Annotated in this window: 28 protein-coding genes; 15 read left to right on the top strand and 13 right to left on the bottom strand. The window is 68.5% G+C overall.

Features of this window, described 5'->3' with window-relative positions; all coding sequences use genetic code 11:
* Positions 1–8 precede the first annotated feature (8 nt).
* The 4 genes from resB to WFL22_RS06570 are packed head-to-tail and all read right to left on the bottom strand — an operon-like array spanning position 9 to position 3,682.
* Complete coding sequence (gene resB, locus WFL22_RS06555) at positions 9–1,673, bottom strand: cytochrome c biogenesis protein ResB (protein WP_336652613.1); 1,665 nt, start codon at positions 1,671–1,673, stop codon at positions 9–11.
* Positions 1,657–2,400 carry a cytochrome c biogenesis CcdA family protein gene (locus WFL22_RS06560; protein WP_336991987.1) on the bottom strand — a complete coding sequence of 248 codons (744 nt, stop codon included), beginning with the start codon at positions 2,398–2,400 and terminating at the stop codon, positions 1,657–1,659. Before WFL22_RS06560 ends, resB begins: the two co-directional genes overlap by 17 nt.
* 2 nt (positions 2,401–2,402) lie before the next feature.
* Positions 2,403–3,041 (bottom strand): TlpA family protein disulfide reductase, encoded by a 639-nt coding sequence (locus WFL22_RS06565; protein WP_336991988.1) that lies wholly within the window; start codon positions 3,039–3,041, stop codon positions 2,403–2,405.
* Positions 3,038–3,682, bottom strand: a complete 645-nt coding sequence (locus WFL22_RS06570) for a histidine phosphatase family protein (protein WP_336652610.1) — start codon at positions 3,680–3,682, stop codon at positions 3,038–3,040. The genes WFL22_RS06565 and WFL22_RS06570 overlap by 4 nt, the downstream gene beginning before the upstream one ends.
* 104 nt (positions 3,683–3,786) lie before the next feature.
* Here WFL22_RS06570 and aspS point away from each other — a divergent pair, with 104 nt between their 5' ends.
* The 5 genes from aspS to WFL22_RS06595 all read left to right on the top strand — a co-directional run bounded on the left by aspS (position 3,787) and on the right by WFL22_RS06595 (position 9,626).
* Positions 3,787–5,130, top strand: a complete 1,344-nt coding sequence (gene aspS / locus WFL22_RS06575) for an aspartate--tRNA(Asn) ligase (protein WP_336652609.1) — start codon at positions 3,787–3,789, stop codon at positions 5,128–5,130.
* Positions 5,131–5,433: 303 nt separating this feature from the next.
* On the top strand, positions 5,434–6,138 hold the full coding sequence (locus WFL22_RS06580) for a SipW-dependent-type signal peptide-containing protein (protein ID WP_336992388.1): 705 nt from the start codon (positions 5,434–5,436) through the stop codon (positions 6,136–6,138).
* Positions 6,139–6,247: 109 nt separating this feature from the next.
* Entirely contained in the window at positions 6,248–6,961 is a 714-nt protein-coding gene (locus tag WFL22_RS06585) for a hypothetical protein (RefSeq protein WP_336991991.1), read from the top strand.
* Positions 6,958–7,722, top strand: coding sequence for a hypothetical protein (locus WFL22_RS06590; RefSeq protein WP_336991992.1), 765 nt, complete (start codon positions 6,958–6,960; stop codon positions 7,720–7,722). The genes WFL22_RS06585 and WFL22_RS06590 overlap by 4 nt, the downstream gene beginning before the upstream one ends.
* Complete coding sequence (locus WFL22_RS06595) at positions 7,719–9,626, top strand: choice-of-anchor G family protein (protein WP_336991993.1); 1,908 nt, start codon at positions 7,719–7,721, stop codon at positions 9,624–9,626. Before WFL22_RS06590 ends, WFL22_RS06595 begins: the two co-directional genes overlap by 4 nt.
* Here WFL22_RS06595 and WFL22_RS06600 read toward each other — a convergent pair.
* Positions 9,620–11,323 (bottom strand): FAD-dependent oxidoreductase, encoded by a 1,704-nt coding sequence (locus WFL22_RS06600; RefSeq protein ID WP_336991994.1) that lies wholly within the window; start codon positions 11,321–11,323, stop codon positions 9,620–9,622. The genes WFL22_RS06595 and WFL22_RS06600 overlap by 7 nt on opposite strands.
* Before the next feature lie 68 nt (positions 11,324–11,391).
* Here WFL22_RS06600 and WFL22_RS06605 point away from each other — a divergent pair, with 68 nt between their 5' ends.
* On the top strand, positions 11,392–11,961 hold the full coding sequence (locus WFL22_RS06605; protein WP_336652603.1) for a helix-turn-helix domain-containing protein: 570 nt from the start codon (positions 11,392–11,394) through the stop codon (positions 11,959–11,961).
* A 15-nt stretch (positions 11,962–11,976) separates the two neighbouring features.
* Here the strand turns inward: WFL22_RS06605 and WFL22_RS06610 are convergent, their stop codons facing one another.
* Complete coding sequence (locus WFL22_RS06610; protein ID WP_336991995.1) at positions 11,977–12,480, bottom strand: VOC family protein; 504 nt, start codon at positions 12,478–12,480, stop codon at positions 11,977–11,979.
* 92 nt (positions 12,481–12,572) lie between these two features.
* On the opposite strand from WFL22_RS06610, the gene WFL22_RS06615 reads away from it, so the two are divergent.
* Entirely contained in the window at positions 12,573–13,373 is an 801-nt protein-coding gene (locus WFL22_RS06615; protein ID WP_336991996.1) for a helix-turn-helix domain-containing protein, read from the top strand.
* A 6-nt stretch (positions 13,374–13,379) separates the two neighbouring features.
* Here WFL22_RS06615 and deoC read toward each other — a convergent pair whose 3' ends face one another.
* The 5 genes from deoC to WFL22_RS06640 form a co-directional block, all read right to left on the bottom strand.
* Positions 13,380–14,081 (bottom strand): deoxyribose-phosphate aldolase, encoded by a 702-nt coding sequence (deoC, locus tag WFL22_RS06620; RefSeq protein WP_336991997.1) that lies wholly within the window; start codon positions 14,079–14,081, stop codon positions 13,380–13,382.
* A 7-nt stretch (positions 14,082–14,088) separates the two neighbouring features.
* Entirely contained in the window at positions 14,089–14,391 is a 303-nt protein-coding gene (locus tag WFL22_RS06625; RefSeq protein ID WP_336991998.1) for a Dabb family protein, read from the bottom strand.
* A 21-nt stretch (positions 14,392–14,412) separates the two neighbouring features.
* Positions 14,413–14,703 (bottom strand): glutaredoxin family protein, encoded by a 291-nt coding sequence (locus WFL22_RS06630; RefSeq protein WP_336991999.1) that lies wholly within the window; start codon positions 14,701–14,703, stop codon positions 14,413–14,415.
* A 108-nt stretch (positions 14,704–14,811) separates the two neighbouring features.
* Positions 14,812–14,910 carry a 30S ribosomal protein bS22 gene (locus tag WFL22_RS06635; RefSeq protein ID WP_005504750.1) on the bottom strand — a complete coding sequence of 33 codons (99 nt, stop codon included), beginning with the start codon at positions 14,908–14,910 and terminating at the stop codon, positions 14,812–14,814.
* A gap of 112 nt (positions 14,911–15,022) precedes the next feature.
* The gene (locus WFL22_RS06640; RefSeq protein WP_336992001.1) at positions 15,023–15,505 is read right to left on the bottom strand and encodes an ArsR/SmtB family transcription factor; all 483 of its coding nucleotides are present in this window, start codon (positions 15,503–15,505) and stop codon (positions 15,023–15,025) included.
* Between the two features lie 202 nt (positions 15,506–15,707).
* On the opposite strand from WFL22_RS06640, the gene WFL22_RS06645 reads away from it, so the two are divergent.
* Both WFL22_RS06645 and WFL22_RS06650 read left to right on the top strand, forming a co-directional pair.
* On the top strand, positions 15,708–17,081 hold the full coding sequence (locus WFL22_RS06645) for a TrkH family potassium uptake protein (protein ID WP_336652678.1): 1,374 nt from the start codon (positions 15,708–15,710) through the stop codon (positions 17,079–17,081).
* A 56-nt stretch (positions 17,082–17,137) separates the two neighbouring features.
* Entirely contained in the window at positions 17,138–17,803 is a 666-nt protein-coding gene (locus WFL22_RS06650) for a potassium channel family protein (RefSeq protein ID WP_336652596.1), read from the top strand.
* Between the two features lie 71 nt (positions 17,804–17,874).
* Here WFL22_RS06650 and proC read toward each other — a convergent pair whose 3' ends face one another.
* The gene (gene proC, locus WFL22_RS06655; protein WP_336992002.1) at positions 17,875–18,729 is read right to left on the bottom strand and encodes a pyrroline-5-carboxylate reductase; all 855 of its coding nucleotides are present in this window, start codon (positions 18,727–18,729) and stop codon (positions 17,875–17,877) included.
* Positions 18,730–18,835: 106 nt separating this feature from the next.
* Here proC and WFL22_RS06660 point away from each other — a divergent pair, with 106 nt between their 5' ends.
* The 5 genes from WFL22_RS06660 (at position 18,836) to WFL22_RS06680 (ending at position 23,304) form a co-directional block, all read left to right on the top strand.
* Positions 18,836–19,138, top strand: a complete 303-nt coding sequence (locus WFL22_RS06660) for a hypothetical protein (protein WP_336652594.1) — start codon at positions 18,836–18,838, stop codon at positions 19,136–19,138.
* Positions 19,139–19,291: 153 nt separating this feature from the next.
* Positions 19,292–20,431 (top strand): ABC transporter substrate-binding protein, encoded by a 1,140-nt coding sequence (locus WFL22_RS06665; protein WP_336992004.1) that lies wholly within the window; start codon positions 19,292–19,294, stop codon positions 20,429–20,431.
* Between the two features lie 65 nt (positions 20,432–20,496).
* Positions 20,497–21,345: an ABC transporter permease gene (locus tag WFL22_RS06670; RefSeq protein WP_336652592.1), complete on the top strand. Its 849-nt coding sequence runs from the start codon at positions 20,497–20,499 to the stop codon at positions 21,343–21,345.
* Positions 21,342–22,232, top strand: coding sequence for an ABC transporter permease (locus tag WFL22_RS06675; protein ID WP_336992005.1), 891 nt, complete (start codon positions 21,342–21,344; stop codon positions 22,230–22,232). Before WFL22_RS06670 ends, WFL22_RS06675 begins: the two co-directional genes overlap by 4 nt.
* Before the next feature lies 1 nt (position 22,233).
* Entirely contained in the window at positions 22,234–23,304 is a 1,071-nt protein-coding gene (locus tag WFL22_RS06680; protein ID WP_336992006.1) for an ABC transporter ATP-binding protein, read from the top strand.
* Positions 23,305–23,384: 80 nt separating this feature from the next.
* Here the strand turns inward: WFL22_RS06680 and WFL22_RS06685 are convergent, their stop codons facing one another.
* Positions 23,385–23,849, bottom strand: coding sequence for a nucleoside deaminase (locus WFL22_RS06685; RefSeq protein WP_442918562.1), 465 nt, complete (start codon positions 23,847–23,849; stop codon positions 23,385–23,387).
* A gap of 26 nt (positions 23,850–23,875) precedes the next feature.
* On the opposite strand from WFL22_RS06685, the gene upp reads away from it, so the two are divergent.
* Positions 23,876–24,514, top strand: coding sequence for a uracil phosphoribosyltransferase (upp, locus tag WFL22_RS06690; protein ID WP_024356111.1), 639 nt, complete (start codon positions 23,876–23,878; stop codon positions 24,512–24,514).
* Positions 24,515–24,544 lie beyond the last annotated feature (30 nt).

Genomic DNA, 24,544 nt, shown 5'->3' on the forward strand with positions numbered 1-24,544 from the left:
TGCGAGCCCTACAGCACCTCTCGGTGGCGTTCCCTCAGTTCTTCGACTGCGCGTTCCAGCGAAGGGTCGTCGCCGCGAGCGAGGCCCGCGTACTGCAGCACAATGCCATCCTCGCTCGGCACGGCCTTCACCCACATGCGTCGTCGCGGCACGAACAGCGACCACAGCAGCCCGCCGAGCGCGAGCAGGGCGAAGATCAGCACCCACTCCTGGGCGGGGTTCTGCATCACGTCGAACGAGGCGTAGCGGGGCACCGCATCGAGCGAGATCGTGCCGAGCCCGTTCGGCAGCTCGACGCTGTCGCCCGGGCGCAGCTCAAGCGACTTGCGATCGACGGCTCGGCCTGTGAGCTGCTCCATGCCTTCGGTGTCGAGCACGTACACCGACTGCGGCACTCCGCTGTCGAGGCCGAGGTCACCGGTGAACACGTCGAGGGTGAGCACGGGGTTCTCAAGGTCGGGGTAGTTCGAGGTGTAGGCCCCCGAGTCGAGTTCGGTCTGCGTGGGGTAGAAGAAGCCGCGCAGGCCGAGCTGGGTCTGCTCGCCGGCGGCGTCGACGATGCCGTGGGGCACCTTCACCACACCGAGCGAGGTCATGTTGAGGTTGTCCTGTGGGATGAAGGGCATCGCCTCGCTGTAGACGACAGTGCCCTCGGCGTTGCGGATCGTGATCTGCGGCGCGTACCCATTCGCGATGAGGTAGATGGGCGAGCCATGCACGCGCAGCGGGTGGTTGACGCGGATCGTGTGCTCGCTCTCCTCACCTTCGCCCTCGGTGAGGGTGACGTTCGCCACGTAGTCCTTGACCAGCCCGATCGCGTCGACGTTGCCGTCATCGGGGGTGTTGTAGGTGACATCGAGCGAGTTGAGACGCAAGCTGAACGGGTCGAGGCTCGAACTGTCGAAGGATCGGCCAGAGGTTGCGCTGTCGTAGTCGATCAGCTGGTTGATGAGGGTTTCACCCTCGACCACCACTTTCTGGCCATTGAAGGTGAAGACGCCGCCGATACCGACGCTGATGAGCACTCCGAGCAGCGACACATGGAAGATGAGGTTGCCGGTCTCGCGCAGGTAGCCTCGCTCGGCCGAGACCGATACTTCTTCGACTCCGCGGCGGGAAGTGCGCTGCACCTGCACGCGGTAGCGCAGCTTCTTCAGCACGCGGGCCGCCTCAGAGACGGCGCGCTCGGCGAAGGCCGCGCGATCCGCCTCGCTCGCCTCCGGGTTGGAGACGCGGATCTCGGTGTATCCGGCCATGCGCTGCAGGCGGGCGGGCGTCTTCGGCGGCTGACCCCGCCACGCCTTCCAGTGGTGCACGATGCGAGGCAGCACGCAGCCGATCAACGAGATGAACAGCAGCAGGTAGATCGCCGAGAACCACACCGACCCGTAAACATCGAAAGCCTGGATCGGGAAAGCATCGAGGATGGGGAACAGCTTGGGATGATCCTGCTCGTACTGGATCACACCGTTCGGGTCGGCACTGCGCTGCGGCACGAGCGAGCCGGGAATCGCGGCGACCGCGAGCAGCAGCAGCAGGATGAGGGCGACCCGCATGCTCGTGAGCTGCCGCCAGAACCAGCGCAGCCACCCCTTCAGGCCGATCTCAGGGGCCTCGACCTGCAGTGCCCCGCGGGCACCCGATCCGTCATCGTAGTCAGAGGGGCGTGACATATCCGCCGATCACCGCCTGCAGTGCGTACATCATCCGGCTCCAGAGTCCGGTCACCATGAGGAGACCGATGAGGATCAGCAGCGCGCCGCCGATCAGGTTCACGGCACGGATGTGCCGTTTGAAGAACGTCATGGTCTGCGTCATCCATCCGAAGCCGAAAGCGGCGATGACGAACGGCAGGCCGAGGCCGAGGCAGTAGGCGAGCGCGAGAATCACGGATCGCCCCACCGAGCCCTGCTGCAGGCTGAGACCCATGATCACGGTGAGGGTCGGCCCCATGCAGGGGGTCCAGCCGATCGCGAAGACCGCTCCGAGCACCGGCGCGCCGAGCAGGCCGAACTTCGGTTTGATGCGCAACTTCTTGGTGGTCTGCATCGCGCCGAAGAGCCCGATGAACACGAGCCCCATCACGATCACAAACACGCCCATGATGCGTGTGATGAACTGCTCCCACTCCAGTAGCCACACGCCCACCGTGCCAGCGGCGGCAAGGAAGGCGACGAGCACTGCCGTGAACCCCGCCACGAAGAGCAGCGATCCGATCACCATGCGCCCGCGCGCGGGCGGTTCACCGGGGGTCGAGCCCGCTGTCGACCCCACATAGGCGAGGTAGCCGGGCACGAGCGGCAGCACGCACGGCGACAGGAAGGAGAGCAGGCCCGCAGCGATCGCGATCAGCGATGCGACGAGCAGCTGGCCGTCGGCAACGAGGTGCTGCAGATCCACCGCTACTGCTCGCCTGGTTTCGTCTCGCCGCTCTCGGCAAGGGTCTCGTTGATGAGGGTGCGCAGCTGCGATTCACCGGCAAGCTGCCCGAGCACGCGGTGCGCGACGCGCCCCTCGGCGTCGAGCACGAGCGTAGTGGGCACCGCGTTGAGGGGCACCTGGCCGGCGAAGGCGCGCTGCACCTCACGGCCGCCGGCATTGTCCAAGATCGAGGGGTACTCGATGCCGAACTGCTCGGAGAACTGCTGCGCCTGCGCGAGCTGGTCGCGGGTGTTGACGCCCACGAACCGCACGCCCTGCGGGCTGAACTCGTTGTAGGCGGCGACGAGGTCGGGGGCTTCGGCACGGCACGGTGCGCAGCCGGCGTACCAGAAGTTGACGACGGTGACGCTGCCGAGCGTATCGGCCGAGCCGAAGGTGTCGCCGGTCTCGGTCTTGCCCGAGTATTCGACGGGTTCGGTGCGCTCGGCGGGGGCGATGCTCAGCGAGGAGCCGTCACCGGACACGAAGTTCTTGCCACTCGATTCCTCCCACTGCTGCGCGAGGTTCTCACCGCCGCCGCAGCCGGTGAGCAGCAGCGCCGCGGCAAGCGGCACGGCGAGCGCGGTGCGGCGGATCCGCCCCCTGATGCGCGAGTTCATACGGCCCCCACATCGACGGCGCCCTCGGTCAGCCCGGCTGCCGGCGTGCGGTAGTCGACCTCGAACCAGCGTTCGCCACGCTTCTCGAAGGTGGTGATGCTCGACAGGTCGCAGCGTCGCTTCGCAGGGTTGTGCGCGAGCGGTTTGCCTGTCACGTCGAGGTGCGCAACCCAGATGGGGGCCTGGTGCGACACCATCACGATGTCTCCGCCGCGGGTGGTCTCCCACGCTTCGTCCATTGCCTCGCGCATGCGTGAGGCAATCTGACGGAACGGTTCGCCCCAGCTGGGGCGCAGCGGGTTCGCGAAGCGGTACCAGTAGCGAGGGTTCTTGAAGACCGAGTTCTCACCCGATTTCACCATGCCCTCGAACACGTTCGTCGGTTCGATGATGCGCTCGTCGGTGAAGATTTCGAGGCCGAATGCGCTGGCGATGGGCCGCGCCGATTGCTGCGCCCGCTCGAGGGGCGAGGCGATCAGCTTCACCGCGACGCGGTCGCTACCCGCCAGTTCGAGCGCCGCGGCCTCTGCCATGCGGTGCCCGAGCTCGGATAGGTGGAAGCCGGGGATGCGGCCGTACAGCACGCGGTCGGGGTTATGCACCTCGCCGTGGCGCACCAGATGCAGCAGTTTGTCGCTCACGGCTCCATTCTACGTTCGCCGTGTCTGGGAGTTCCCGGGCTGCGGGGGCGCAGCACCCCGCATTACACGCCGCCGGGGCGCGCCCGGCCCGGTAGACTGTGCGGGTGACTGAGCGTGTATTGATCAAGGATCTGGCCGCCCGTGAAGACGGCCCCGTGCGTGTTTCCGGCTGGGTCGAGAAAGTGCGCGACCAGCGGTACGTGCAGTTCGTCGTGCTGCGCGATGAGAGCGGCGCGGTGCAGCTGGTGAACGGCGGTGTGCTGCGCGAGGCGGATCCCGAGAACCCGCGCTCCGATATCCTCGTGCCGCGCACCACCACGATCAGCGAGCTCACTCACGGCAGCTTCATCACCGTCGAGGGCGAGCTGCAGCACAACGAGCGGGTGAAGCTCGGCGGCGTCGAGATTCAGATCGAGCAGATCGAGGTCGTTGCGAAGGCACTGCCCGACAACCCGATCGCCGCCGACAGCGGCATCGATGTGCGCCTCGACTGGCGCTTCCTCGATCTGCGCCGCCCCGAGCAGAATCTCGTGTTCCGTGTGCAGACCACCTTTCTGCACGCGCTGCGCCAGGTCTGGGTCGACCGCGGCTTCATCGAGATTCAGACGCCGAAGCTCATGGCCTCGGCCTCCGAGTCGCGCGCCGAACTGTTCGAGGTGGAGTACTTCGAGGGCAAGGCGTTCCTCGCGCAGAGCCCCCAGTTCTTCAAGCAGATGGCGCAGGCTGCCGGCTTCGGCGGCATCTTCGAGGTGGGCCCGGCGTTCCGCGCCGATCCCTCGTTCACTTCGCGGCACGCGACCGAGTTCACCTCGATCGACACCGAGCTGAGCTGGATCGACTCGCACGAAGACGTCATGGAGCTGCATGAGGAGCTCATCGTCGCGGGCCTCTCCGCCGTGAAGGAGAAGCACGGCGAGGAGATTCAGAAGCTCTTCGGCATCGAGCTCGAGGTGCCGTCGCGCCCGTTTCCGCGCATTCCTCTCGCTGAGGCGAAGGAGATCGTGAAGGCCGAAGGCTACGAGATTCCTCGCGCCGACGCCGACATGGATCCCGAGGGCGAGCGCCGTATTGCCGCGCACGTTAAGAAGAAGTACGGCCATGACTTCGTCTTCCTCACCGACTACGCGTGGTCGATCCGCCCGTTCTACCACATGCGCCACGAGGGTGACAGCGAGCTCACCAACAGCTACGACCTCATCTACCGCGGCACGGAGATCTCTACGGGTGCGCAGCGCGAGCACCGCATCGAGGTGCTCGAGGCGCAGGCCATCGAGAAGGGCATGGATCCGAAGGAGCTCGACTTCTACCTCGACTTCTTCCGCTACGGCGTTCCCCCGCACGGCGGCTTCGGCATGGGCCTGAACCGTGTGCTCATGCTCCTGCTGCAGCAGTCGTCGATCCGAGAGGTGACCTACCTCTTCCGCGGCCCGAACCGCCTGCTGCCGTAAGCAGCTCAACCGTTGAGTAGCCCCGTGCCCTCCCGTGTGGAGGCGCGGGGCTACTGCGTTTCCTGACGGCACTACTGAGAGCCGATCCGCCTGCCGCTGAGGTCGCAGAATCCTCTATCTGAAATCTCAGATTATGCCTTTGGCCTGGGATTTTTCTGCTGTTAGTGTGTGCTCACCGCAGCCGATCCAATGTTCTTCGCGGGCCGGGGGCGGGTTCATCAGGAGCCCCGCGCGCCGCGTGCGAGCGGGCACGGCTCCGCCGCTTCAGGGGAGGGGACGACGTTGTCCACACAGCACACACCATTGGGGAACTCGCGAAAAACGCGGAACACGCGGAAGATCGCCGCTATTGCAGCCGGGGCCCTCGTGGTCGGAATCGGGGCCACCTACACACTCGCCAGCTGGAACGACTCGGAGTGGGTCTGGGGCGGCGCAGGCGGAGTGCCCGGTGTGGGCACCAGCACGTTCGAGGTGCGGCAGAACACCACTTCACCGTTCTCGGATGTGGAGCCCAGCTGGGCCAACCGGGAGACGAATTCCGGCGGCGGGCTCACCTTCACCGCCGGTGCGATCACACTGTCGCCCGGCGACACCATCTACGCCCCCGTCGCGCTGCGCACGACCTCAGACTCTGCGGCAGCAACGGTGACACTCAATCAGGCCGTGCCCGCAACGGCGGTGACCGTCGTCGACAATAGCCAGGATCTCTGGAAGTCGATTCGCGTCACGGTCTACACAGAGAAGCGCACCACGCCTGCGGGGCCGACCCACACCTGCACCGCTGCGAACGCTGCCAGCTGGGGCACCCCGCTGATCAGCGATGTCACCCTCGACACGGCGGCTTCGACAACGCAGACGCTTGACGCCCAGGCCGGGTCGACGCAGCACTACTGCTTCGCGTTGCGGCTGCCGGCCACACTGCAGGCGGGCCTCACCGCCACGTCGCTCGATGCCTTGCAGGGTCGAACGATCGCGCCGGCGTGGGAGTTCCGCTCAGTGTCGGGGTGAGGCTCGGCGAGGCGCTACTCAGGGGCGCCTCTCCAGCTTCGTGAGCGGGGAACCGGAGGAACTGGAAGAACCGGGGGAACTGGGTCGGGCGATCGAGGGGGTGACAAGCATGATCGGCAGGGTTCTGGGAGCGGTGGTGACGGCGGTGCTCGTCGCCGTGGCGGTCGGCCTGGTCGCATGGTTCGCCTACGCGTCGATCTCGGGAGCTGCGCTGATCACGTTTCGCACCGGTTCGATGAGCCCGACGATGCCGCAGGGTTCGATCGCGGTGACGGTGCCTGTGGACGCCCCGCAGTTGCGGCTCGGCGATGTGGTGACTGTGCAGCGTGCGGGTGCTGCGATGCCGGTTACGCACCGCATTGTCGAGATCCGCGAGGTGTCTGCGCAGCCGGCCGGCGGGATCGATGTGCGGGCGACGGTTCCCGGTGGGGCGTTGCCGGATTGGGCAGACCCGGCAGCGCGCGAGATCGTACTGCGGGGTGATGCCAACCAGACGCCGGATGCACTGCCCTACACGGTGAGCAGTGCGCGCCGTGTGGTGGCCGCGGTGCCATTTCTGGGTGGCGCGCTCATGCTGATGCAGTCGCCGATTGCAATGGGGGCGCTCGTGATCGGTGTCGGGGTGCTCGTCACCTGGGCTTTCTGGCCGCGCCGTCGCGAGGCGGATCCCGAGCCGGCAGCCGGGGTGGTCGCCGGGGCGGATCCCGAGCCTGATCCACCCACCAGCACCGACACCGCAGCCGTGCCTGCACCCGCGGCACCACCGGCACCCGCGAGCGGTGCGCTGCCTCGCGCCAGGCATGCAGCGGAGGTGGGAGCATGATCAGGCATCGTTCAGTGTCAGGCCTGCTGGTGCTGTTCGTAGCGCTGAGTTGCGCGGGGGCGCTGCTGACCGCGTCGCGTGCGGCTGCGGTGTTCGAGGAGATCACTGAGACGGGAGACCCTGGTGTGCTGCGCATCAGCGTGGACAGCGCGACTCCGTTGTGGGCGCAGCTCGCCCCTGGTGATACGGCGCACTGGCTCGTCGAGGCCGAACTGCGCGGTGCCCCGCAGAGCACGCTGGCGGTGGAGCTTGTCACTGCGGTGGTGCCTGACGAGCTGCGCGGCCTGACGGCGCGAGTGGAAAGCTGCGCTGGTTCTTTCACGTTTCAACCAGGTCAGGCTGGTGAGGCCATCTGCTCGTCGGCTGCGGTGAGTGTGCTCGCCCCGACGCGCCTCGATGCGCTGCCGCGCGACGGTCGGCGGGTGGAGCTCGCGCAGCTGTGGGCTTCGGAGCCGCGCCAGCTACTGGTGACGCTGGCGTTGCCTGCCACGGCTGATCCCCAAGCGTTCACGGGGAGACTGGCCATCGTCGGGCTCGGCGTGCACGCTTCGGGCGAGTTGACGGATCCGGCTCCGGCTGGCCTCGAACCGGTGCCGCCGCCAGTGCCGTCTCTCGGCGGTGGCTCGCTCCCGGCGAGCGGTTCGGTGATGCCGCTGGCCGTGACGGGCGCCGATGCGCTGCCGCTCAGCACCCTGGCGGTGGGGCTGCTCGGGGTGGGCACGGTGCTCGCGTTGCGGCGGCGTTCGGGGGCGCGGTCGTGAGGCGCGCTCAGCGGCAGCGTCGGGGGCGCGGCATCAGCGCGGCGGGGGCCGCACTGCTCGTGTCGACTGCGCTGGTGGCGCAGAGCGCGATCACCACGAACGCCAGCTGGAACGATACCGAGTGGGTGCACTCCAGCGCGGTCGGCACTTCGACGTGCAGCGCGGCGGCGAGCGCTTTCGCCACTCGCGGCGAGGGGCGCTCACTCAGCGGCGCGCTGCTCAGCACCAACCTGGATAGCTTCGCCGGTGCCGAGGGCGTCACGGTGACGAACAACGGTGCACGGGCTGTGGGTTCGGCGGGTACACCCGTCTCAGGGCTTGAGGGGGCATTCATCGATCCGTTGACGGTGAGTGCGCTCTCCGCGTTGCGGGTGCCGCTCACGGGTCTGCTCGAGCTGCCTGCCGACAACAGCACGGGTGTTGTCAGTCAGTTCGGGCAGGCCCGCACTGACGGGCTCGCCCACGGCGCCGGCGGCTATGTCACGAACTCGGGCGGTATCGGCCTCGCCAACCCTCAGAGCGGTGGCTATCCCCGTCTCGCAACGCTCAAGCTCTCGAATCTGCTGAACTCGCCGCTACTCGGCAATGTGGGTCTCGGCAACACCCTCAGCGACGTTTCCGATCTGTCGCTCGAAGTGGGGGCAGTCTCGGGTGAAGCCGAGCTCGACACCTGCGCGCAGGCGTGGGGCTCGCAGAGCGGTGTGGCGCAGCAAGCTCTGGCCTCCTCGGCGGCGTCGGATATCGTCTCTGGCTTGCAACGCCGCTATCTGGCGTCGTCGGCCGATCTGACCTTTTCCTCGCCGACCGCGGGCGCTCTTGCGGGCGGTCTCGACACCTTGCTGGGCCAGGTGCAGAGCATCACCAACGGGCTCATCGGCCAGAACAGCGTGAAACCGGGGATCGAGTCGGGGGTTGCCGCACTGCTCAACGGCCTGATCAGCACCCCGCTGCTGTCGCTGGGGTCGATCACCTTGAACACGCTGACGGCGAGCGTTGATCTGGGGCCCACCCGCGCGCTGGTCAACACCCCCTTCAGCGACAGCGGCCGCGTGGTCACTATCGACGCCAGAAACGGCACTGTGGCGATCAGCACGAGCGCGCTCCTGCAGAAGGCGTACCCGCAGCGAGTCGGGAACGGGCTCAATGGCTTGCCGCCCAACACGAACCTCTTCGCCGACCCGGCGATCCTCACCGCACTGACCCAGAGCCTCACGGCCGCCCTCTCCGATTGGCTCGGTCACATCGAGACAAGCCTGGTGAGCGCCGTCAACAACATTCAGATCTCGTCAACGATCTCGGTACATCTGAAGGCGCGACTCCTGGCGATCACGCCGTTCGTCGATGTGGGGCAGATCGCGGTCACGGTGAACGGCAGCCTCGCCGATCTGCGCGTGAACAAGCCAGGCACCGTCTCCACCGAGCTGCAGTTGCTCGGCGGTCTGTTGAGCGGGCTCACCGACCTCCTCACGAAGGGGGTACTGAAACCGGTGGTCGATCTGCTGGGTGCCACGCTTGTGGCAGGCACGGGAGGCGTGATCAGCGGGGTCGTCGACGGGGTGCTGCCGGTGGTGACGGACCTGCCCACCCGCTTCGCCAGCGTGACCGGCGCGCTGCTGACGCTGGTGTCGCGCCTCTATACGGGCCTGTTCTTGTCGAACATTCTGCGCATCACCGTCAATGCGCAGAATTTCCCGGCCTCGGGCGACCCGCCGCCCCCGGACTGGGTGCCCGGGCAGCCGACGGCACCGCCGGCGGGCCGCTACGAGGTTGCCGCGATGCGGGTGGGGGTGCTCGACGGTCTGGGTACGAACGGAGTGCGCCTCTATCTCGGCCGCGCCTCGGTGGGGCCGGGCTGCTCGGCAGCGCAGGCGGCCCAGGCCGGCAGCCCCTGCGCCACCTACTGAGCAGGCGGGCCCGCGGCCGTGCGAGTTGCCACAATGACAGTGTCGTCGAGCATGGCGTCCGAGCCGTCCGGAGCGATGGCGGCTCGCTTGCGGGACTCGGCGGTGATGCACCACTGCTCCGGGTCGAGGTCGAGCAGCGCGAATTCGCTCTCCGGGGTGGGGAAGGGCCCGGCGTGCCCCTGCGCCCAGGGCGGCGGCGCGCCGTGCGAGATGACGACGAGGCTGCCACCCGGCGCAACGCGCTCGGCGGCGGCGCGCAGGATGCGCTCGCGGGGCAGTTCGACGGGCGACTGGAGGAAGCTCGCGGTGATGAGGTCGAAGCCGTGGTCAGAGCCGTCGATTGCGGCCGGATCTTCGACCCAGTCGCCCAGGTCGGCCGCGATGAAACGGGCTCCCGGGAGGTCCTGCTCGCGTGCGGCGGCTGCGGCGCGTGCGACGGCGGTCTCCGAGAGGTCGATACCGGTAGCCTGCCAGCCCTGCTCGGCGAGCCACAGCACGTCGCCGCCCTCGCCGCAGCCGAGGTCGAGCGAGCGGCCAGGCACCCAGCCCGCGGTCGCGTCGGCGAGCGAGCGGTTCACGTGCCCCGACCAGATGGGTCCGGCGCTGCCGTAGCGTCGCTCCCAGAACACCACCGGATCCTCGTCAGGGTCGGGGTGCGGGTGGCGGGCGTCGTGTGCGGCCTCGTGGTCGGTCCCGTGGTGGCCGGGGGCGATGGGCGCGGGGTCTGCGGCGGCGGTTGCGGCTGGGTCATCGGCGGCGACGGCGATCGCGTAGTCCTCTTCGACGAGCGCGGCGTTCGCCGCGGCTCCGGCGAGCGTTCCCGCGCCCATCACGATCGGCACCGAGGCAGCGGGGTTCACAACGTTACCCGCGGCCCAGACACGGGGGTGGCTCGTGCGCCCTGTCGGATCAACCGCGATGACCGAGCCCATCGGGGTTTCCGATCGGTCGAGCTCGAGCTCGGTGAGGAAGCCATCGTGTGGCACGAGCTCGCCAGAGGTGAAGACCGCGTCGACGGCGACCTCTCCACTGGCGGTGCGCACGGCCGTGATGCGGGACCCGTCGCCGACGATCTCCGTGACCGGCTCGGCAACGAGGTGCACGCCGCGAGCCGCGAACTCGCGGCGCGCCTCGGACGTCAGATCACCAAGCCCGGCGGTGAAGACGGTGAGGCTGTCGGTCCACTGCCGCAGCAGTCGCGCCTGGTGCATCGCCAGCGGCGACGCGGCCACCACGGCGATGCGCTGCCCGCGCACCTCCCAGCCGTGGCAGTACGGGCAGTGCAGCGCGCGCTCACCCCAGTGCTCGGCGAGGCCGGGGATGGTGGGCAGGGCGTCCGTGACACCGGTTGCGACGATCACGGAGCGAGCCTCGATCGTGTCGCCGCCGTCGAGCACGAGCTGCAGAGCGCTCCGCGATCCGGAGCCTGCGGAGCCGCCGTCGCGCACCGCGAGCACCGATGCCGCACGGAACTCGACCCCGTAGCGCTCGGCCTCGGCTCGCCCGCGGGCGAGCAGTTCGAGAGGTGGGGTGCCGTCGAGGCCGAGCACGTTGTGCATGTGCGAGGCGAAGCGGTTGCGGGGGCTGCCGGCGTCGATAACAAGGGTGCGGCGCAGCGAGCGGCCGAGCGCCTGCGCCGCGCTGAGCCCCGCGGCACCGCCGCCGATCACGATGGTGTCCCAGGTTCGATCGTTCATGCCACCAGCCTCCGCCAACCATGCAATACTTGCAATTAGGTTTGCAGAATTGGCAAGGATGGTGCGTGATGGACGAACTGCGCCGGCTCGGACCCCGCCTGCGCGCGGCCCGGCAGGAGCGCGGATGGACCCTCGACGACCTCGCCGAGCGCGCCGGCATGTCGGCGAGCACCCTCTCCCGCCTCGAATCGGGCAAGCGGCAGGCGAGCCTCGAACTGCTGCTCCCCCTCACGCGGCAGCTCGGAATCCGCGTCGACGACCTGCTCGAACCGCGCGACCGCGACCCCCGCGTGCACCGCAGCGCGATCCGCCGGGAAGGAATGACCATCGCACCGCTCACCCGTGAGGAATCCGAGGTGCGCGCGTTCAAGATCACCTACCACCCGGATGCACCCGAGCGGGCTCCCCAGACCCACCCTGGCCACGAATGGCTCTACGTGATGTCGGGCCGACTGCAGCTCACCCTCGGCGAGCAAGAGCTGGTGCTCGGCCGCGGCGAGGCCGCCGAGTTCGACACGGCCGTGCCACACCGCATGCGCGCCGCGGGCACCCGCCCCGCCGAGGTCATCAGCATCTTCAACACCGTCGGCGAGCGCCTGCATCTGCACACGCCCGAAACGGAAACCGGGGCCGAGTAGCTGCCCGCCGCGGGCTCACCCCTCGAACGACTTCGCCCACTCGCGCACCCGGGCGACGCTCTGCTCCTCTGAAAGATCCTCGACCCGGGTCATCACCGACCAACGCACGCCGAAGGGGTCGCGGATGCTCGCGAAGCGGTCGCCCGAGACGAAGTCTGTCGGGGCCTCGCGCACGGTGGCGCCCGCGGCGACGGCCCGCTCCACGACGGTGTCGACGTCGGGCACGTACAGTCCCATCGAATAGCAGTCGTCATCACCGGCGGGCGCCGCGACGAGGTGGTAGTCGGGCATCGGCTCGCCCAGCTGCAGGTGGCCCGTGCCGAAGTCGAGGTCGGCGTGCACCACGGCCCCGCCCATCTCGGTGACGTCGATCACGCGCGCACCGAAGACGTCGCGGTAGAACTCGATCGCCTCGGCGGCCCCCGGGATCGCGAGGAAGGGGGTGAGGCTTGTCGCGCCGTGCGGCATGCCTGCGGTGGTGTGGGCGCCGTTCGCGGCGCGGGTCTCGTGTGCGTTCATGCCCTCAGCGTAGGATCGACTTCGAGGTGCGGCTTGCAGATTCGCGCCACGTTCTCGCAGCGCTGGAACCGCGGCCGATGACGGAGGAAGCCATGCATGAGGATCGGCGCGGGGTGCTCTATCCGAAGCGCCTGCCCTCCTTCCACAGGCTGCCTCCGCCGCCGAGCGTGCAGCGCGCCGTGCGCTGGTTGTGGATTCCCGAGTGGGATCTGCCGGCCGGGCAGGAGTCTCGACAGGAGGTGCTGCCGTTTCCCGCCTGCAATCTCGTCGTCGAGCCGTCCGGTGTCAGCGTTGTCGGCCCCGCCACCCGTCGCTCCGAGCGGGTGCTGACGGGTCGTGGCTGGGCCGTGGGGGCCCTGCTGCGTCCGGCGGCCGTGCCGGTGCTCGCCCCGCACCCCGGCGCGATCCGCGACTCCGCACGCCCCGTCGACGATCCGCAGCTGCACGCAGCCGTGACCCGCGCTATCACCGACACAGCAGCATCGGGCGATGAGCGCCGCGCCGAGGCCGCAGCGCTGCTCTCGGAGTGGATCGCGGCGCGCCTGCCTGAGCCCGACTCGCTCGCGGGGTGCGACGGGGCGCTCGCGAACGCACTCGCCGACGCGCTCGCCGACCCGGGCATCGTGCGCGTCGACCAGCTGTCCGAGCGGCTGCACGCCTCCACACGCACCCTGCAGCGGCTCGCCGATCGCTGCTTCGGGCTGTCACTGCACTCGATGATCCGCCGCCGCCGGATTCAGGAGGGCGCCGAGCAGCTGCGCGAGCACCCGGAACTCAGCATCGCGGCCCTCGCAAGCGATCTCGGCTACGCCGATCACGCCCACTTCACCACCGATTTCAAGCGGCTACTCGGGGTCACCCCGAGCGAGTATCGGGTGCGCGCGGCCAGCTGAACCGACTCAGTAGGAGCCGGTAGCCCCAGCCTCCGGGTGCCCCGCGTCGTCCCACGACGCGAGAATGCGCGCGGTGGCGGATACGCCGAAGCGGGTCGCACCCGCAGCCCACAGTTCCCGCGCGGCCGTCGCGGTGCGGATGCCGCCGGAGGCCTTCACCCCGAGGCGTCCACCCACCGTCTGCGCCATCAGCTGCACGGCGTGCAGGCTCGCCCCGCCGGCGGGGTGAAAGCCCGTCGAGGTCTTCACGAAGTCGGCGCCCGCAGCCTCCGCGGCCAGGCAGGCGGCCACGATCTCCTCGTCGCTCAGTGCGGCCGTTTCGAGGATCACCTTGAGCACCAGCCCGGGGCATGCTTCGCGCACCGCACGCAGATCGGCTTCGACGGCACGCCAGTCTGCCGCTCGCACCAGGCCCAGGTTCACCACGACGTCGATCTCGTCGGCACCGTCGGCCACAGCCCGTCGCGTCTCCGCCGCCTTCACTTCGCTCGCGTGCGCCCCCGTGGGGAAGCCCACTACGGTGACGATCTCGCGCCCCCGCTTGTCAACGGGCAACAGCGAGGGCAGCACGCAGACGCGCTTCACCCCCAACGTTTCGGCGTCGGCGATGAAATCGGCCAGTTGCTCGGGGGTGGTATCGCTTGCGAGCAGGGTGTGGTCGGCGTGGTCGAGGAACTCCTGCGCGGTGAGTGCGGCCTTGTGGCTCATGTGGTGCTCAGACGGTGAAGTCGCTTGCGGCGCGCGCTGCGGTGACGGTCTTCATGTAGGCCACGACGGGCAGGTGCTCGGGGTGTTCGGCGTATGCGGCGAGCCCTTCGGCGTCGTCGAAGTCGGCGATGAGCGTCAGGTCGTAGTTGGCACCGTCGAAGAGTTCGTTGCGGTGCAGCGAGAGTGCGCGCACCGAGGCCACACGCTCGCGCAGCGGCTCGATCATGGCGATCGCTTCAGCCGCTTGGGCGTCGCGATCCGCGCGGGTCTCTCCGGCGAACTTCCAGCTCACAATGTGGCGCAGGGTCATGGGGGGCTCCTTCAGGTGTGGTCAGTTCCGTGAGAACAGCCGCGGGCCGCGCGCTGCCTTTTCGATGGCGGCGGTGAGCCTGGCAGCGTCGACACGCCAGATCGCGTGACGGCGGCCGTTGATCTGCACCACCGGAATCTCCTCGGCGTGACGGCGCGCGAGTGCGGCATCTTGTGTGATGTCGAGTTCGCTCAGCTCGGTGCTGATCCCTCGCTGCTCCAGCTCCTCGCGCACCGCCGCGATGACATCGCGGGCGTCGTCGCAGAGGTGGCAGCCGGGTTTGCCGATGAGGGTGATCTGCACAGTTGTCACGATCGACAAGTGTAGACCGCTGATACGACGAAAGGGCGTCGAGCCGTGGCCCGACGCCCTTTCGCGTCTCGCGCTTTGGTGACGCCGCAAGCGGCGCCGCCGGGGCGACTACTTCTTGTTGCGACGCTGGTGACGCGTCTTGCGCAGCAGTTTGCGGTGCTTCTTCTTGGACATGCGCTTGCGGCGCTTCTTGATTACTGAACCCACGATTACCTCACAACGTCTCTCGGGCCGAAGGTATCGCGGCCCACAAAACACTTATATTACTCACTCTCGCCGATGAGTGCGAAACGAGAGCGAAGCGGATCCCGGCAGCGTGCTACGCGCGCAGCTTGAAGCGGGCCACCAGTTCCTTCACCCGATGCTCGGCGCGCGCGGCGGCGCGGCCGATGCGTTCGGCCGCAGCGGCCGTCTCTTCGGAGAGCACTTCGCCGTCGGCGACGGGTTCGCCGAAGGGATCGTCGCCGTCGGGCCCGGGCACACGATCGCCGTCCTCGGAGAGGTATTCGACGGTCACCTCGGTGTCGAAGCCTGCTGAGAGGAATGGGATCACGAAGTCTTCGACCATTTCCAGCGGCTCGGGGTTGAGCGCGTAGAACCGGTGCTGCCCCTCCTCGCGCACGGTCACCAGCTCAGCCTCGCGCAGCACCTTCAGGTGCTTTGACACGGTGGGCTGGCTGATCTCGAGCTGCCCGACGATCTCGGAGACGCTCATCTCAGTGTCCTGCTGGTGGCGTTCGAGCAGCGCGCGGAGAATGTCGCGGCGGGTGGCATCGGCGATGACCCCGAAAATATCTGGCATGCTCCCCAGGGTAGTCGGCCTGCGCGTTTCTCGCCCCACGGCCCGTCGTGCTTGATCCGCTCCGCCTGTGTAGCATGACTGCTATCGAGCGAACCGGACCTCCCGGTTTCGCACTGCCGCAGGGGAAGAAGGATCCGTGAGGGCACGCGCTGTGAGCCGTCGGGCCTCCGCTTCGCTCTCGGGGAAGTCGTGGATCAACACCATGATCCAGTCCTCCCCGCCGCGCTTCGCCCTGCTCGTCTTCACCAGCCTGATCCTGCTGTGGACTGCGCTGCTGTCGTTGCCCTGGGCGAGCAGCTCGGGCACCATGACCCCGCTTGCCGATGCGCTCTTCACGGCGGTCTCGGCGATCTGCGTGACAGGGCTGTCAACAGTGGACATGGCGAGCCACTGGTCGCTGTTCGGTGAGCTGGTGATTCTTGCCGGCCTGCAGATCGGCGGCATCGGCGTGCTCACCCTGGCGAGCATTCTGGGTCTCACGGTCACCCGCCGCTTGGGGTTGCGGCAGCGCCTACTCGCCGCAGGCGATACGAACCCGATGCGCATGGGCCGCGACGTGTCTGAGAGCCAGGCTGTGGGTCTGGGTGAGATCGGCGGCCTGCTCGTCGCGGTGGCGACGAGCCTGGTAGTCATCGAGGTTGCGCTCACCGCGCTCATCACCCCCCGGCTCATGGCGGCCGGCTACGACTTCTGGCACGCCCTCTGGAATGGTTTTTACCTTGCGGCCTCGGCGTTCACCAACACGGGTTTTGTGCCGCTGCCTGGCGGGCTGGAGCCGTTCAGCACCGATCTGTACCTGCTGAGCGTGCTCGCTGTCGGCGTGTTTCTCGGGGCCATCGGCTTTCCCGTCATTTTCGCGCTCTACCGGTATGTCACCGGCGGCGGTTGGCGCGCCCATAAGCGTCTCGGTCTGCACGCGAAGCTCACGCTTGCCACGACGCTCATTTTCGTGATCGTGGGCTGGCTCGCCATCGCTGGTCTTGAGTATTCGAACCCGGCGACGCTCGGCGGGCAGGGCTTCTGGGAGACGCTGCTGAGCTCTGGCTACATGTCGGTGATGACCCGATCGGGCGGGCTCGGGATCATCGATCCTCTCGATATGAACGGTTCGACCCTGCTGGTGATGGACATGCTCATGTTCGTGGGTGGCGGATCGGCGTCGACCGCTGGCGGCATCAAGGTCACGACGCTCGCGGTGCTGTTCCTCGCCGCATACGCCGAGGCCCGCGGCTACCGTGACATTCAGGTCTTCGACAGGCGGATCCCCGACGAGGTGCTGCGCGTGTCGGTGTCGATTCTCATCTGGGGTGCGACGATCGTGCTGGTGTCGACGGTTGCGCTGTTGCAGCTGACGGGCCGCCCGCTCGATGTGGTGCTCTTCGAGGTGATCTCGGCATTCGGCACTTGCGGGCTTTCGACGGGGTTGTCGAGCGAGGTGTCAGACCCTGGAAAGTACATTCTTTCGGCGACCATGTGGGCCGGCCGCGTCGGCACGGTGACGCTGGCCTCGGCTGTGGCGGCGTCGAGCCGTTCCCGTCTCTTCAAGCTCCCCGAGGAAAGGCCGATCGTTGGCTAGCACTCGCGTAGGAATTCACGCCGCCCAGTCGAGGGCACTTCGAGAAAGGCAGACCGTTGGTTGATATTCGTAGTGATGCCCCGGTGATCGTGATTGGTCTCGGTCGGTTCGGCGCGGCGACCGCCGGGCAGCTCGACCGCCAGGACCGTGAGGTGCTGGTGGTCGATACCGATCCTCAGCTGGTGCAGAAGTGGGCGGATCGCGTGACGCATGCCGTGCAGGCCGACGCCCGCTCGATGGAGGCGCTGCGCCAGATCGGTGCCGATGAGTTTCAGATCGCGGTGGTCGCGACGGGTGCGTCCATCGAGTCGAGTGTGCTCATCGCGGCGAACCTCGTCGATCTGGGTATCCCCCAGATCTGGGCGAAGGCGATCTCGCTCTCGCACGGCAAGATTCTGGAGCGGATCGGCGTGAACCACGTCATCTATCCCGAGCGGGAGGCCGGCGAGCGGGTGGCGCATCTGCTCAGCGGCAGCATGCTCGACTTCATTCAGTTCGACGACAACTACGTGATCGCGAAGATGTACCCGCCGCGTTCGATCAGGGGTCGTTCGCTCTCCGACAGCGGGGTGCGCACGCGGTACCGCGTCACCGTGGTCGGCGTGAAAACCCCTGGTCAGCCATTCACTCACGCTACTCAGGACACGGTGATCTCGCCGCACGACCTCATCATCGTGAGCGGCACCGCTGCCGATGTGGAGCGTTTCGCCGCGATCGGTTGAGCCCTGCCTCAGGCGCGCGGCGCGCGTGCAGCGGCGCGCGTGCAGCGGCGCGCGTGCAGCGGCGCGCGGGGCTACTCGCCGCGCTCGAGCTCCTCGGAGCGGCGCACGTTCGCGGCGAGCGCGCGGTCGAACAGTGCCCCCCAGTCGGCCGCCTGCAGTACCTCGACTGCCCGCTCGGTGGTGCCCTTCGGGCTCGTCACGTTGCGCCGCAACTGCTCGGGCTCATCATCGCTGCGCACCATCAACTCGGCCGCGCCCGCAATCGTCTGCTGCACGAGCAACCGCGCCTGATCCGCTTCGAACCCCATCCGTTGCGCAGCCGCCGTCATATGTTCGGCGTACAGGAAGAGATACGCCGGACCCGATCCGGAAACCGCCGCGAGCGCATTGATCTGTTCCTCCCGCACCACGATCGCCGTGCCCACGGTCTCGAACAGGCGCTGCACCACCGCCACATGCTCCTCACCGGCCGAAAGGCCGCCGGCAATCCCGGTCACTCCGCGGCCGATGAGCGCCGGCGTGTTCGGCATCGCCCGCACCACCGCCACGCTCTCGGGCAGCTCCTCCTCGATTGCACTGCTGGGCACACCGGCCGCCACACTCACCACAATCGCACCGGGCTCAAGCGCATCGGCGATCTCGCGCGCGACCTCAACGATCTTCCACGGCTTCACCGCAAGAATCACCACGCGCGCACCGCGCACCGCATGACGATTGGCTTCAGGATCACTCTCAGCGGCCGTCGCGACAATGTCGGCAGCATCATCGAACAAGGCCGCACTGGCGAGCGAAGCGGTGGTGACCGCTATCGGCAACTCGATGTCGACCTCGGGAGCCCGCAAACCCGCAAGGATCGCTCCTCCCATGGATCCGACGCCGATCAGGGCAGTGCGCGGAAGGATCTCGTGCTGCTCGGTATCGCTCATGGCTCCAGTGTACGGAGCGCTCCCCCAAGACGACGCGACACCGCGTTCTATGCCCTGATCCAGGCACCCCGCCCGTAGAATATGCGGAAGCGACGAAGGGATCGAGATGACCGCGAGCAGCGAGCACCGGGCACACATCGAAGAGGCGCTGCTGAACAGCGCCAGGATCTCCCGGGTCATCAACCTCGACCTCGGTGAGCTCGAAGACGGACTCATCCTCGCTGCGAAGGTCGACCTCGACCCTGAGCTCACCATGCGCGAGGTCTCGTTCGTGCTGCACCAGGCAAAGCGACGCGTGCTGGCCGCAGTGCCCGACATCACAGTGATCTACCTCGAACCAGACGTCTACGTCGACCCGAACGCCGCGACGCCCTCGACCAGCTCGATCGTCACGCTCTCCTACGACTGACCCTTCGCGCACCGAGAGTTCACCGGCGCGTCACGCGCCGAGCCCCACAAGGACATCCGCGCTCCCTAGCGTGGTGTCGGATCGGCACCGCCCCGTGTAATGCCGCGAGCGCCGACCCGGCGATCCGCACCCACGTCACGAAAGGGAATCCACGTGAACTCTCGCGCACTCCTGCGCTCCGCAGCCCTGGTCACCACCGCCCTCCTGCTGGGCGGCACCCTCGCTGCCTGCTCCTCGAACGGCGGCGACGACACCGCCTCGGGGAACGCCGTCGACGCCTCGACCGCAACCAGCGCAGCCGATCTCGGCGGCTTCGACGCCCTCGTCGCGGCCGCTCAGGCCGAGGGCGAGCTCAACGTGATCGCCCTGCCCGAGGACTGGGCCAACTACGGCGCGATCATCGCCGGCTTCGAGGATAAGTACGGCATCACGGTCAACTCCGCGTCGCCCGACGCGTCGAGCGCCGAGGAGATCCAGGCCGCCGAGAACCTCAAGGGTCAGGACACCGCCCCCGACGTCTTCGACCTCGGCGCGGCCGTCGCGCTCGAGAACACCGACAAGTTCGCGCCCTACAAGGTCGAGACCTGGGACGACATCCCCGATGAGAACAAGCACCCCGAAGGGCTGTGGGTGAACAACTACTCGGGCGTCATGTCGATCGGCTACGACAGCGACAAGCTGCCCGAGCCCTCCTCGCTCGACGATCTGCTGAGCGACGACTACCGCGGTGCGGTCGCGCTGAATGGCGACCCGACGCAGGCCGGTGCGGCGTTCGCTGCGTTGGGCTGGATCGCGGCGCTGAACGGCGGCGGCGTCGACGACTTCGGCCCCGGCATCGACTTCGTGGGGCAGCTGCGCGGAGCGGGGAACTTCCTCACCCTCGACCCCACTCCCGCGACCATCGCGTCGGGCGAGACCCCGGCCGTGTTCGACTGGTCGTTCAACAACGTCGCGGCCGCGGCCGACAAGCCGAGCTGGAAGACCACGGTCATCCCCGGCGCCGCGTACGTCAGCTTCTACAACGAGGCCATCAATGCCGACGCCCCGCACCCGGCGGCCGCCCGCCTCTGGCAGGAGTGGATCTTCTCTGACGAGGCGCAGGCCCTGTTCCTCGAGGGGAACGCCGTGCCCGTGCGCGTCGACGCACTGAAGGCTTCGGGCGCTGCCGACAAGGGTCTCATCGAGGCCGCGACCTTCGGAACGGAGGGCGACGACTGGATCTCGCCCGACCAGGCGCAGACCGAGGCCGCGAACGCGGTGCTCGCCGAGCGCTGGGCCGCGGCGATCAAGTGAAGGCTCGCGGCGCCCCGCACCTCCCGGTCGACCCGGGTCGCGCGGGGCGCCGCTCCGCTTCCCTCATGAAGTCGCGCATCCTCCCGGCACTCGGGCTCGCCCCGTTCGCGGCCTACGTGCTGCTGTTCCTCGCCGTGCCCACGCTGCTCGCCATCGGCAGCGGGTTCTTCGACGACGAGGGGTTCACCCTCGACAACCTGGGCGCGCTGCTCGCCCCCGCCACGCTCGAGGCGTTCGGCGCCAGCATCTGGGTTAGCGCCCTCACCGCCGCCATCGGCGCAGTAGTGGGAGCAGTGCTCTGCTGGGCCCTCGCGGCTCTGCCGGAGACGGGGCCGCTGCGCCGGGTCGTCGACTCCGCCAGCTCCGTGCTGGCGCAGTTCGGCGGCGTCATGCTCGCGTTCGCGTTCATCGCGACCATCGGCATCCAGGGCATCGTCACGGTGCTGCTGCGCGAGCGGGGCGGGGTCGACATCTATGCGGGCGGCGTCTGGCTCTACGAGTTGCCCGGCCTCATCCTGCCCTATCTCTACTTCCAGGTGCCCCTCATGGTCATTACCTTCCTGCCCGCCGTCAGCGCGCTGGGGCCGGGCTGGGCGGAGGCGGTCGCCACCCTGGGCGGGTCGAGCGGCGCGTACTGGCTGCGGGTCGGCCTGCCGGTGCTCGCGCCCGCGTTCCTCGGCTCGCTGCTGCTGCTGTTCGCCAACGCGTTCTCGTCGTATGCGACCGCGGCAGCGCTCATCAGCCAGGGCTCACAGATCGTGCCGTTGCAGATCCGCGCCGCCCTCATCGGCGAGACCGGCGGTAGCAGCGCGAGCACGGCGGGCGCCCTCGCGCTCGGCATGATCGTCGTGATGACCGCGGTGATGCTCGTCTACGGGCGGCTCATGGCGCGCGCCGCGAGGTGGCAGCGATGAGCGCGCGAGTGCCCGGGCGCCCCTCGCCCGTCGCCGCCCGCATCGTCGTCGCGGTCGTCGGCGGCCTCTTCCTGATCCCGCTGGTCGCCATGCTCGAGTTCACACTGCGGCAGACCGCCGGCGGCTACGGCCTCGAGCACTGGGCGGCACTGTTCGATCCCGAGAACGCGCGCAGGTACCGCACGCTGTTTCAGGGCATCGGCAACTCCTTCGCGCTCGCAGCCATCGCACTCGCGATCGTGCTCGTGCTGTTCTTCCCCACGATTGTGCTGGTGCACCTGCGCTTCCCGCGCCTCGAGCGCGCGCTCGATCTGCTCACCGTGCTGCCGATCGCGATCCCCGCGATCGTGCTCGTCGTGGGTTTCGCACCCGTCTACCGGGTAATCGGGCAGCTGTTCGGGTCGGGGGTCTGGACGCTGGGCCTCGCTTACGGCGTGCTCGTGCTGCCGTTCGCGTACCGCGCCATCGTGGCCGATCTGCAGGGCATGGATGCCCGCACCCGCGCCGAGGCCGCCCGGTCGCTCGGCGCGGGCTGGGGCACCGTGCTCGTGCGGGTCATCGCGCCCGGGGTGCGGCGAGGCCTGCTCGCGGCATCGCTGCTCACCATCGCGATCGTGCTCGGCGAGTTCACCGTCTCATCGCTGCTCAACCGCACGACCCTGCAGGTCGCGCTGCTGCAAGTGTCGAAGTCCGACCCGTTCGCGGCCGTCATCGTCTCGCTGCTCTCGCTCATCGGCGCCTTTGCCGTGCTGCTCGCGGTGAGCAGCACAAGCTCGGCGACACGGCGACGCGCGCGACGCGGCGGCGGCCCCTTCGCGGGCGCGCTCGCAGCACCCGGCGCCCCGGCCGCGCCAGCCCCAGTTTCCGCCACCGCGAAGGAGTCTTGACGTGCCCACCGATCCCTCGACCACCGGTTCCTCGGTCCGCCTGGAGCGGGTCGCCAAGTCCTACGGTTCCACCACGGTGCTGCACGGCGTCGACCTCGAGCTCGCCCCGGGCGAGCTGATCTGCCTGCTCGGCCCCTCGGGCTGCGGTAAGACGACCGCGCTTCGCTGCATCGCCGGGCTCGAGCCGGTCTCGGGCGGCCGTGTGCTCATCGGCGACGAAGACGTCACGGGGGTGCCCGTGAACCGCCGCGACATCGGCATGGTCTTTCAGCAGTACTCGCTCTTCCCTCACCTCACGGTGGCGCGCAACGTCGAGTTCGGCCTTGAGATGCGGCGCGTACCGAGGGCCGAACGGTCGGCGCGCAGCGCCGACATGCTCGACATCGTGGGCCTCTCGCACTTCGCCGAGCGCTTTCCGCACGAGCTGTCGGGCGGCCAGCAGCAGCGCGTGGCGCTCGCCCGCGCACTCGTCACCCGGCCGCGGGCCCTGCTGCTCGATGAGCCGCTCTCGGCGCTCGACGCCAAGGTGCGCGTGCGGCTGCGCGAGCAGATCCGGCTCATCCAGACCGAGCTCGGCATCACGACCGTGTTCGTCACCCACGATCAGGAGGAGGCGCTGGCGGTCTCGGACCGGGTCGCCGTGATGGAGGGCGGTCGGATCGCGCAGCTCGGCACGCCAGAAGAGCTCTACCGCCGCCCCGCGTCGCCCTTCGTGGCCGACTTCGTGGGGCTCTCGAACCAGGTCAATGGACGGCTCGAGGGCGACCGGGTGATCGTGCGCGGCGCCGAACTCCCCGTCATGGGGACGCCCGCGACCGGCGGCGCCGAGGTGCGGGTCTACGTGCGCCCGGAGCATGTACGGCTCGGGGCCGGCTCCCAGCGGGGCGGGGGGCAGCTCGACGCAGTGGTGGTGTCGAGCGGATTCCTCGGGCCGATACGCCGCACCATCGTGCAGTTCGCAGACGGTGACACGCTCGCAGTGCAGCACGGCGCCGAGGCGGCCTACGGGGCGGGCGACCGGGTGCGGGTGTCGTTTGCCGCGGAGCCCGTGACGGTGGCGCCGCGGAGCTGATCGACGCGCCGCACACCCGCGGGGCGGGTGCGGCTCCGGTGCGACCTCTGAACTCTGCGGTCGCGCCGGAGCCGGATCCCTCACCGGCGCTGCTCGAAGAAGTCGCGCAGCAGCGCGATGCTCTGCTCGGCGCGCACCCCCGCCACAACCTCCGGCACGGGATGAGGCAGGCGGCCGTCGCGCAGCAGATCGTAGACGCTGCCCGCGGCGCCAGCCTTCTCGTCCCATGCACCGAACACCACGCGCGGCACGCGCGCGGCAAGTATGACCCCGGCGCACATCGCACAGGGTTCGAGGGTGACCACCAGGGTGCAGCCGTCGAGCATTCTGTCGCCCCGCAGGCGGGCAGCCTCACGAATGGCGATGATCTCAGCGTGCCCCGTCGGGTCCGGGTCGCTCTCACGGACGTTGCTGCCCGTGGTGAGCACCGTGCCGTCAGCATCGAGCAGCACCGCACCCACGGGAATCTCGCCGGCCTCGGCAGCGCGCCGCGCCGCGGCGAGCGCAAGATCCATCGCATCGATGTCGCGCTGTGATGGAGGGATGGTGGGCACGGCAATAGGATAGGCGCATGCGAGTCTTCGTTGCGGATCACCCCCTCATCACCCACAAGCTGACGGTACTGCGCGACAAGAACACTCCGCAGCCCACATTTCGTCTCCTCATCGAGGAGCTCATGACGCTGCTCGCCTACGAGGCGACCCGCGAGGTGCGCGTCGAGCCGCACGCGATCGAAACTCCTGTCTCCCCCACCACGGGTGTGCGCCTCAGCGAGCCGCTGCCGCTCATCGTGCCGATCCTGCGCGCCGGCCTGGGCATGCTCGAGGGAATGGTGAAGCTCGTTCCCACGGCTGAGGTGGGCTTCCTCGGCATGGTGCGCGATGAGCAGACGCTCGAGCCCACCACCTACGCCGAGCGCCTGCCCGAGTCACTTGCTGGCCGCCAGTGCTTCGTGCTCGATCCCATGCTGGCAACGGGCGGATCGCTCGCTGCCGCGATCGAGTTCTTGTTCGAGCGCGGCGCCGACGATGTGACGGCGATCTGCGTGCTCGGCACCCCGGAGGGTGTTGAGGTGATCCGCAAGGCTGCGGGCGACCGTCAGGTAACGCTCGTGCTGGGCGCCCTCGACGAAGGCCTCGACGAGCACGCCTACATCGTGCCCGGTCTCGGCGACGCAGGCGACCGCCTCTACGGCACCGTCGACCACTAGACACCGCTCGGGCAAGATCCCGGGTTCTGA

Source organism: Leucobacter sp. VD1, assembly GCF_037150695.1.
Lineage (GTDB): Bacteria > Actinomycetota > Actinomycetes > Actinomycetales > Microbacteriaceae > Leucobacter.

What these genes read in the sequence shown, in the direction of transcription:
- resB (WP_336652613.1), bottom strand. Translation starts at nt 1,673, where the DNA reads ATGTCACGCCCCTCTGACTACGATGACGGATCGGGTGCCCGCGGGGCA.
- WFL22_RS06640 (WP_336992001.1), bottom strand. Translation starts at nt 15,505, where the DNA reads ATGCCAGATATTTTCGGGGTCATCGCCGATGCCACCCGCCGCGACATT.
- proC (WP_336992002.1), bottom strand. Translation starts at nt 18,729, where the DNA reads ATGAGCGATACCGAGCAGCACGAGATCCTTCCGCGCACTGCCCTGATC.
- WFL22_RS06590 (WP_336991992.1), top strand. Translation starts at nt 6,958, where the DNA reads ATGATCAGGCATCGTTCAGTGTCAGGCCTGCTGGTGCTGTTCGTAGCG.
- deoC (WP_336991997.1), bottom strand. Translation starts at nt 14,081, where the DNA reads ATGAGCCACAAGGCCGCACTCACCGCGCAGGAGTTCCTCGACCACGCC.
- WFL22_RS06610 (WP_336991995.1), bottom strand. Translation starts at nt 12,480, where the DNA reads ATGAACGCACACGAGACCCGCGCCGCGAACGGCGCCCACACCACCGCA.
- WFL22_RS06660 (WP_336652594.1), top strand. Translation starts at nt 18,836, where the DNA reads ATGACCGCGAGCAGCGAGCACCGGGCACACATCGAAGAGGCGCTGCTG.
- WFL22_RS06670 (WP_336652592.1), top strand. Translation starts at nt 20,497, where the DNA reads ATGAAGTCGCGCATCCTCCCGGCACTCGGGCTCGCCCCGTTCGCGGCC.
- upp (WP_024356111.1), top strand. Translation starts at nt 23,876, where the DNA reads ATGCGAGTCTTCGTTGCGGATCACCCCCTCATCACCCACAAGCTGACG.
- WFL22_RS06565 (WP_336991988.1), bottom strand. Translation starts at nt 3,041, where the DNA reads ATGAACTCGCGCATCAGGGGGCGGATCCGCCGCACCGCGCTCGCCGTG.
- WFL22_RS06605 (WP_336652603.1), top strand. Translation starts at nt 11,392, where the DNA reads ATGGACGAACTGCGCCGGCTCGGACCCCGCCTGCGCGCGGCCCGGCAG.
- WFL22_RS06625 (WP_336991998.1), bottom strand. Translation starts at nt 14,391, where the DNA reads ATGACCCTGCGCCACATTGTGAGCTGGAAGTTCGCCGGAGAGACCCGC.
- WFL22_RS06645 (WP_336652678.1), top strand. Translation starts at nt 15,708, where the DNA reads ATGATCCAGTCCTCCCCGCCGCGCTTCGCCCTGCTCGTCTTCACCAGC.
- WFL22_RS06675 (WP_336992005.1), top strand. Translation starts at nt 21,342, where the DNA reads ATGAGCGCGCGAGTGCCCGGGCGCCCCTCGCCCGTCGCCGCCCGCATC.
- WFL22_RS06585 (WP_336991991.1), top strand. Translation starts at nt 6,248, where the DNA reads ATGATCGGCAGGGTTCTGGGAGCGGTGGTGACGGCGGTGCTCGTCGCC.
- WFL22_RS06615 (WP_336991996.1), top strand. Translation starts at nt 12,573, where the DNA reads ATGCATGAGGATCGGCGCGGGGTGCTCTATCCGAAGCGCCTGCCCTCC.
- WFL22_RS06600 (WP_336991994.1), bottom strand. Translation starts at nt 11,323, where the DNA reads ATGAACGATCGAACCTGGGACACCATCGTGATCGGCGGCGGTGCCGCG.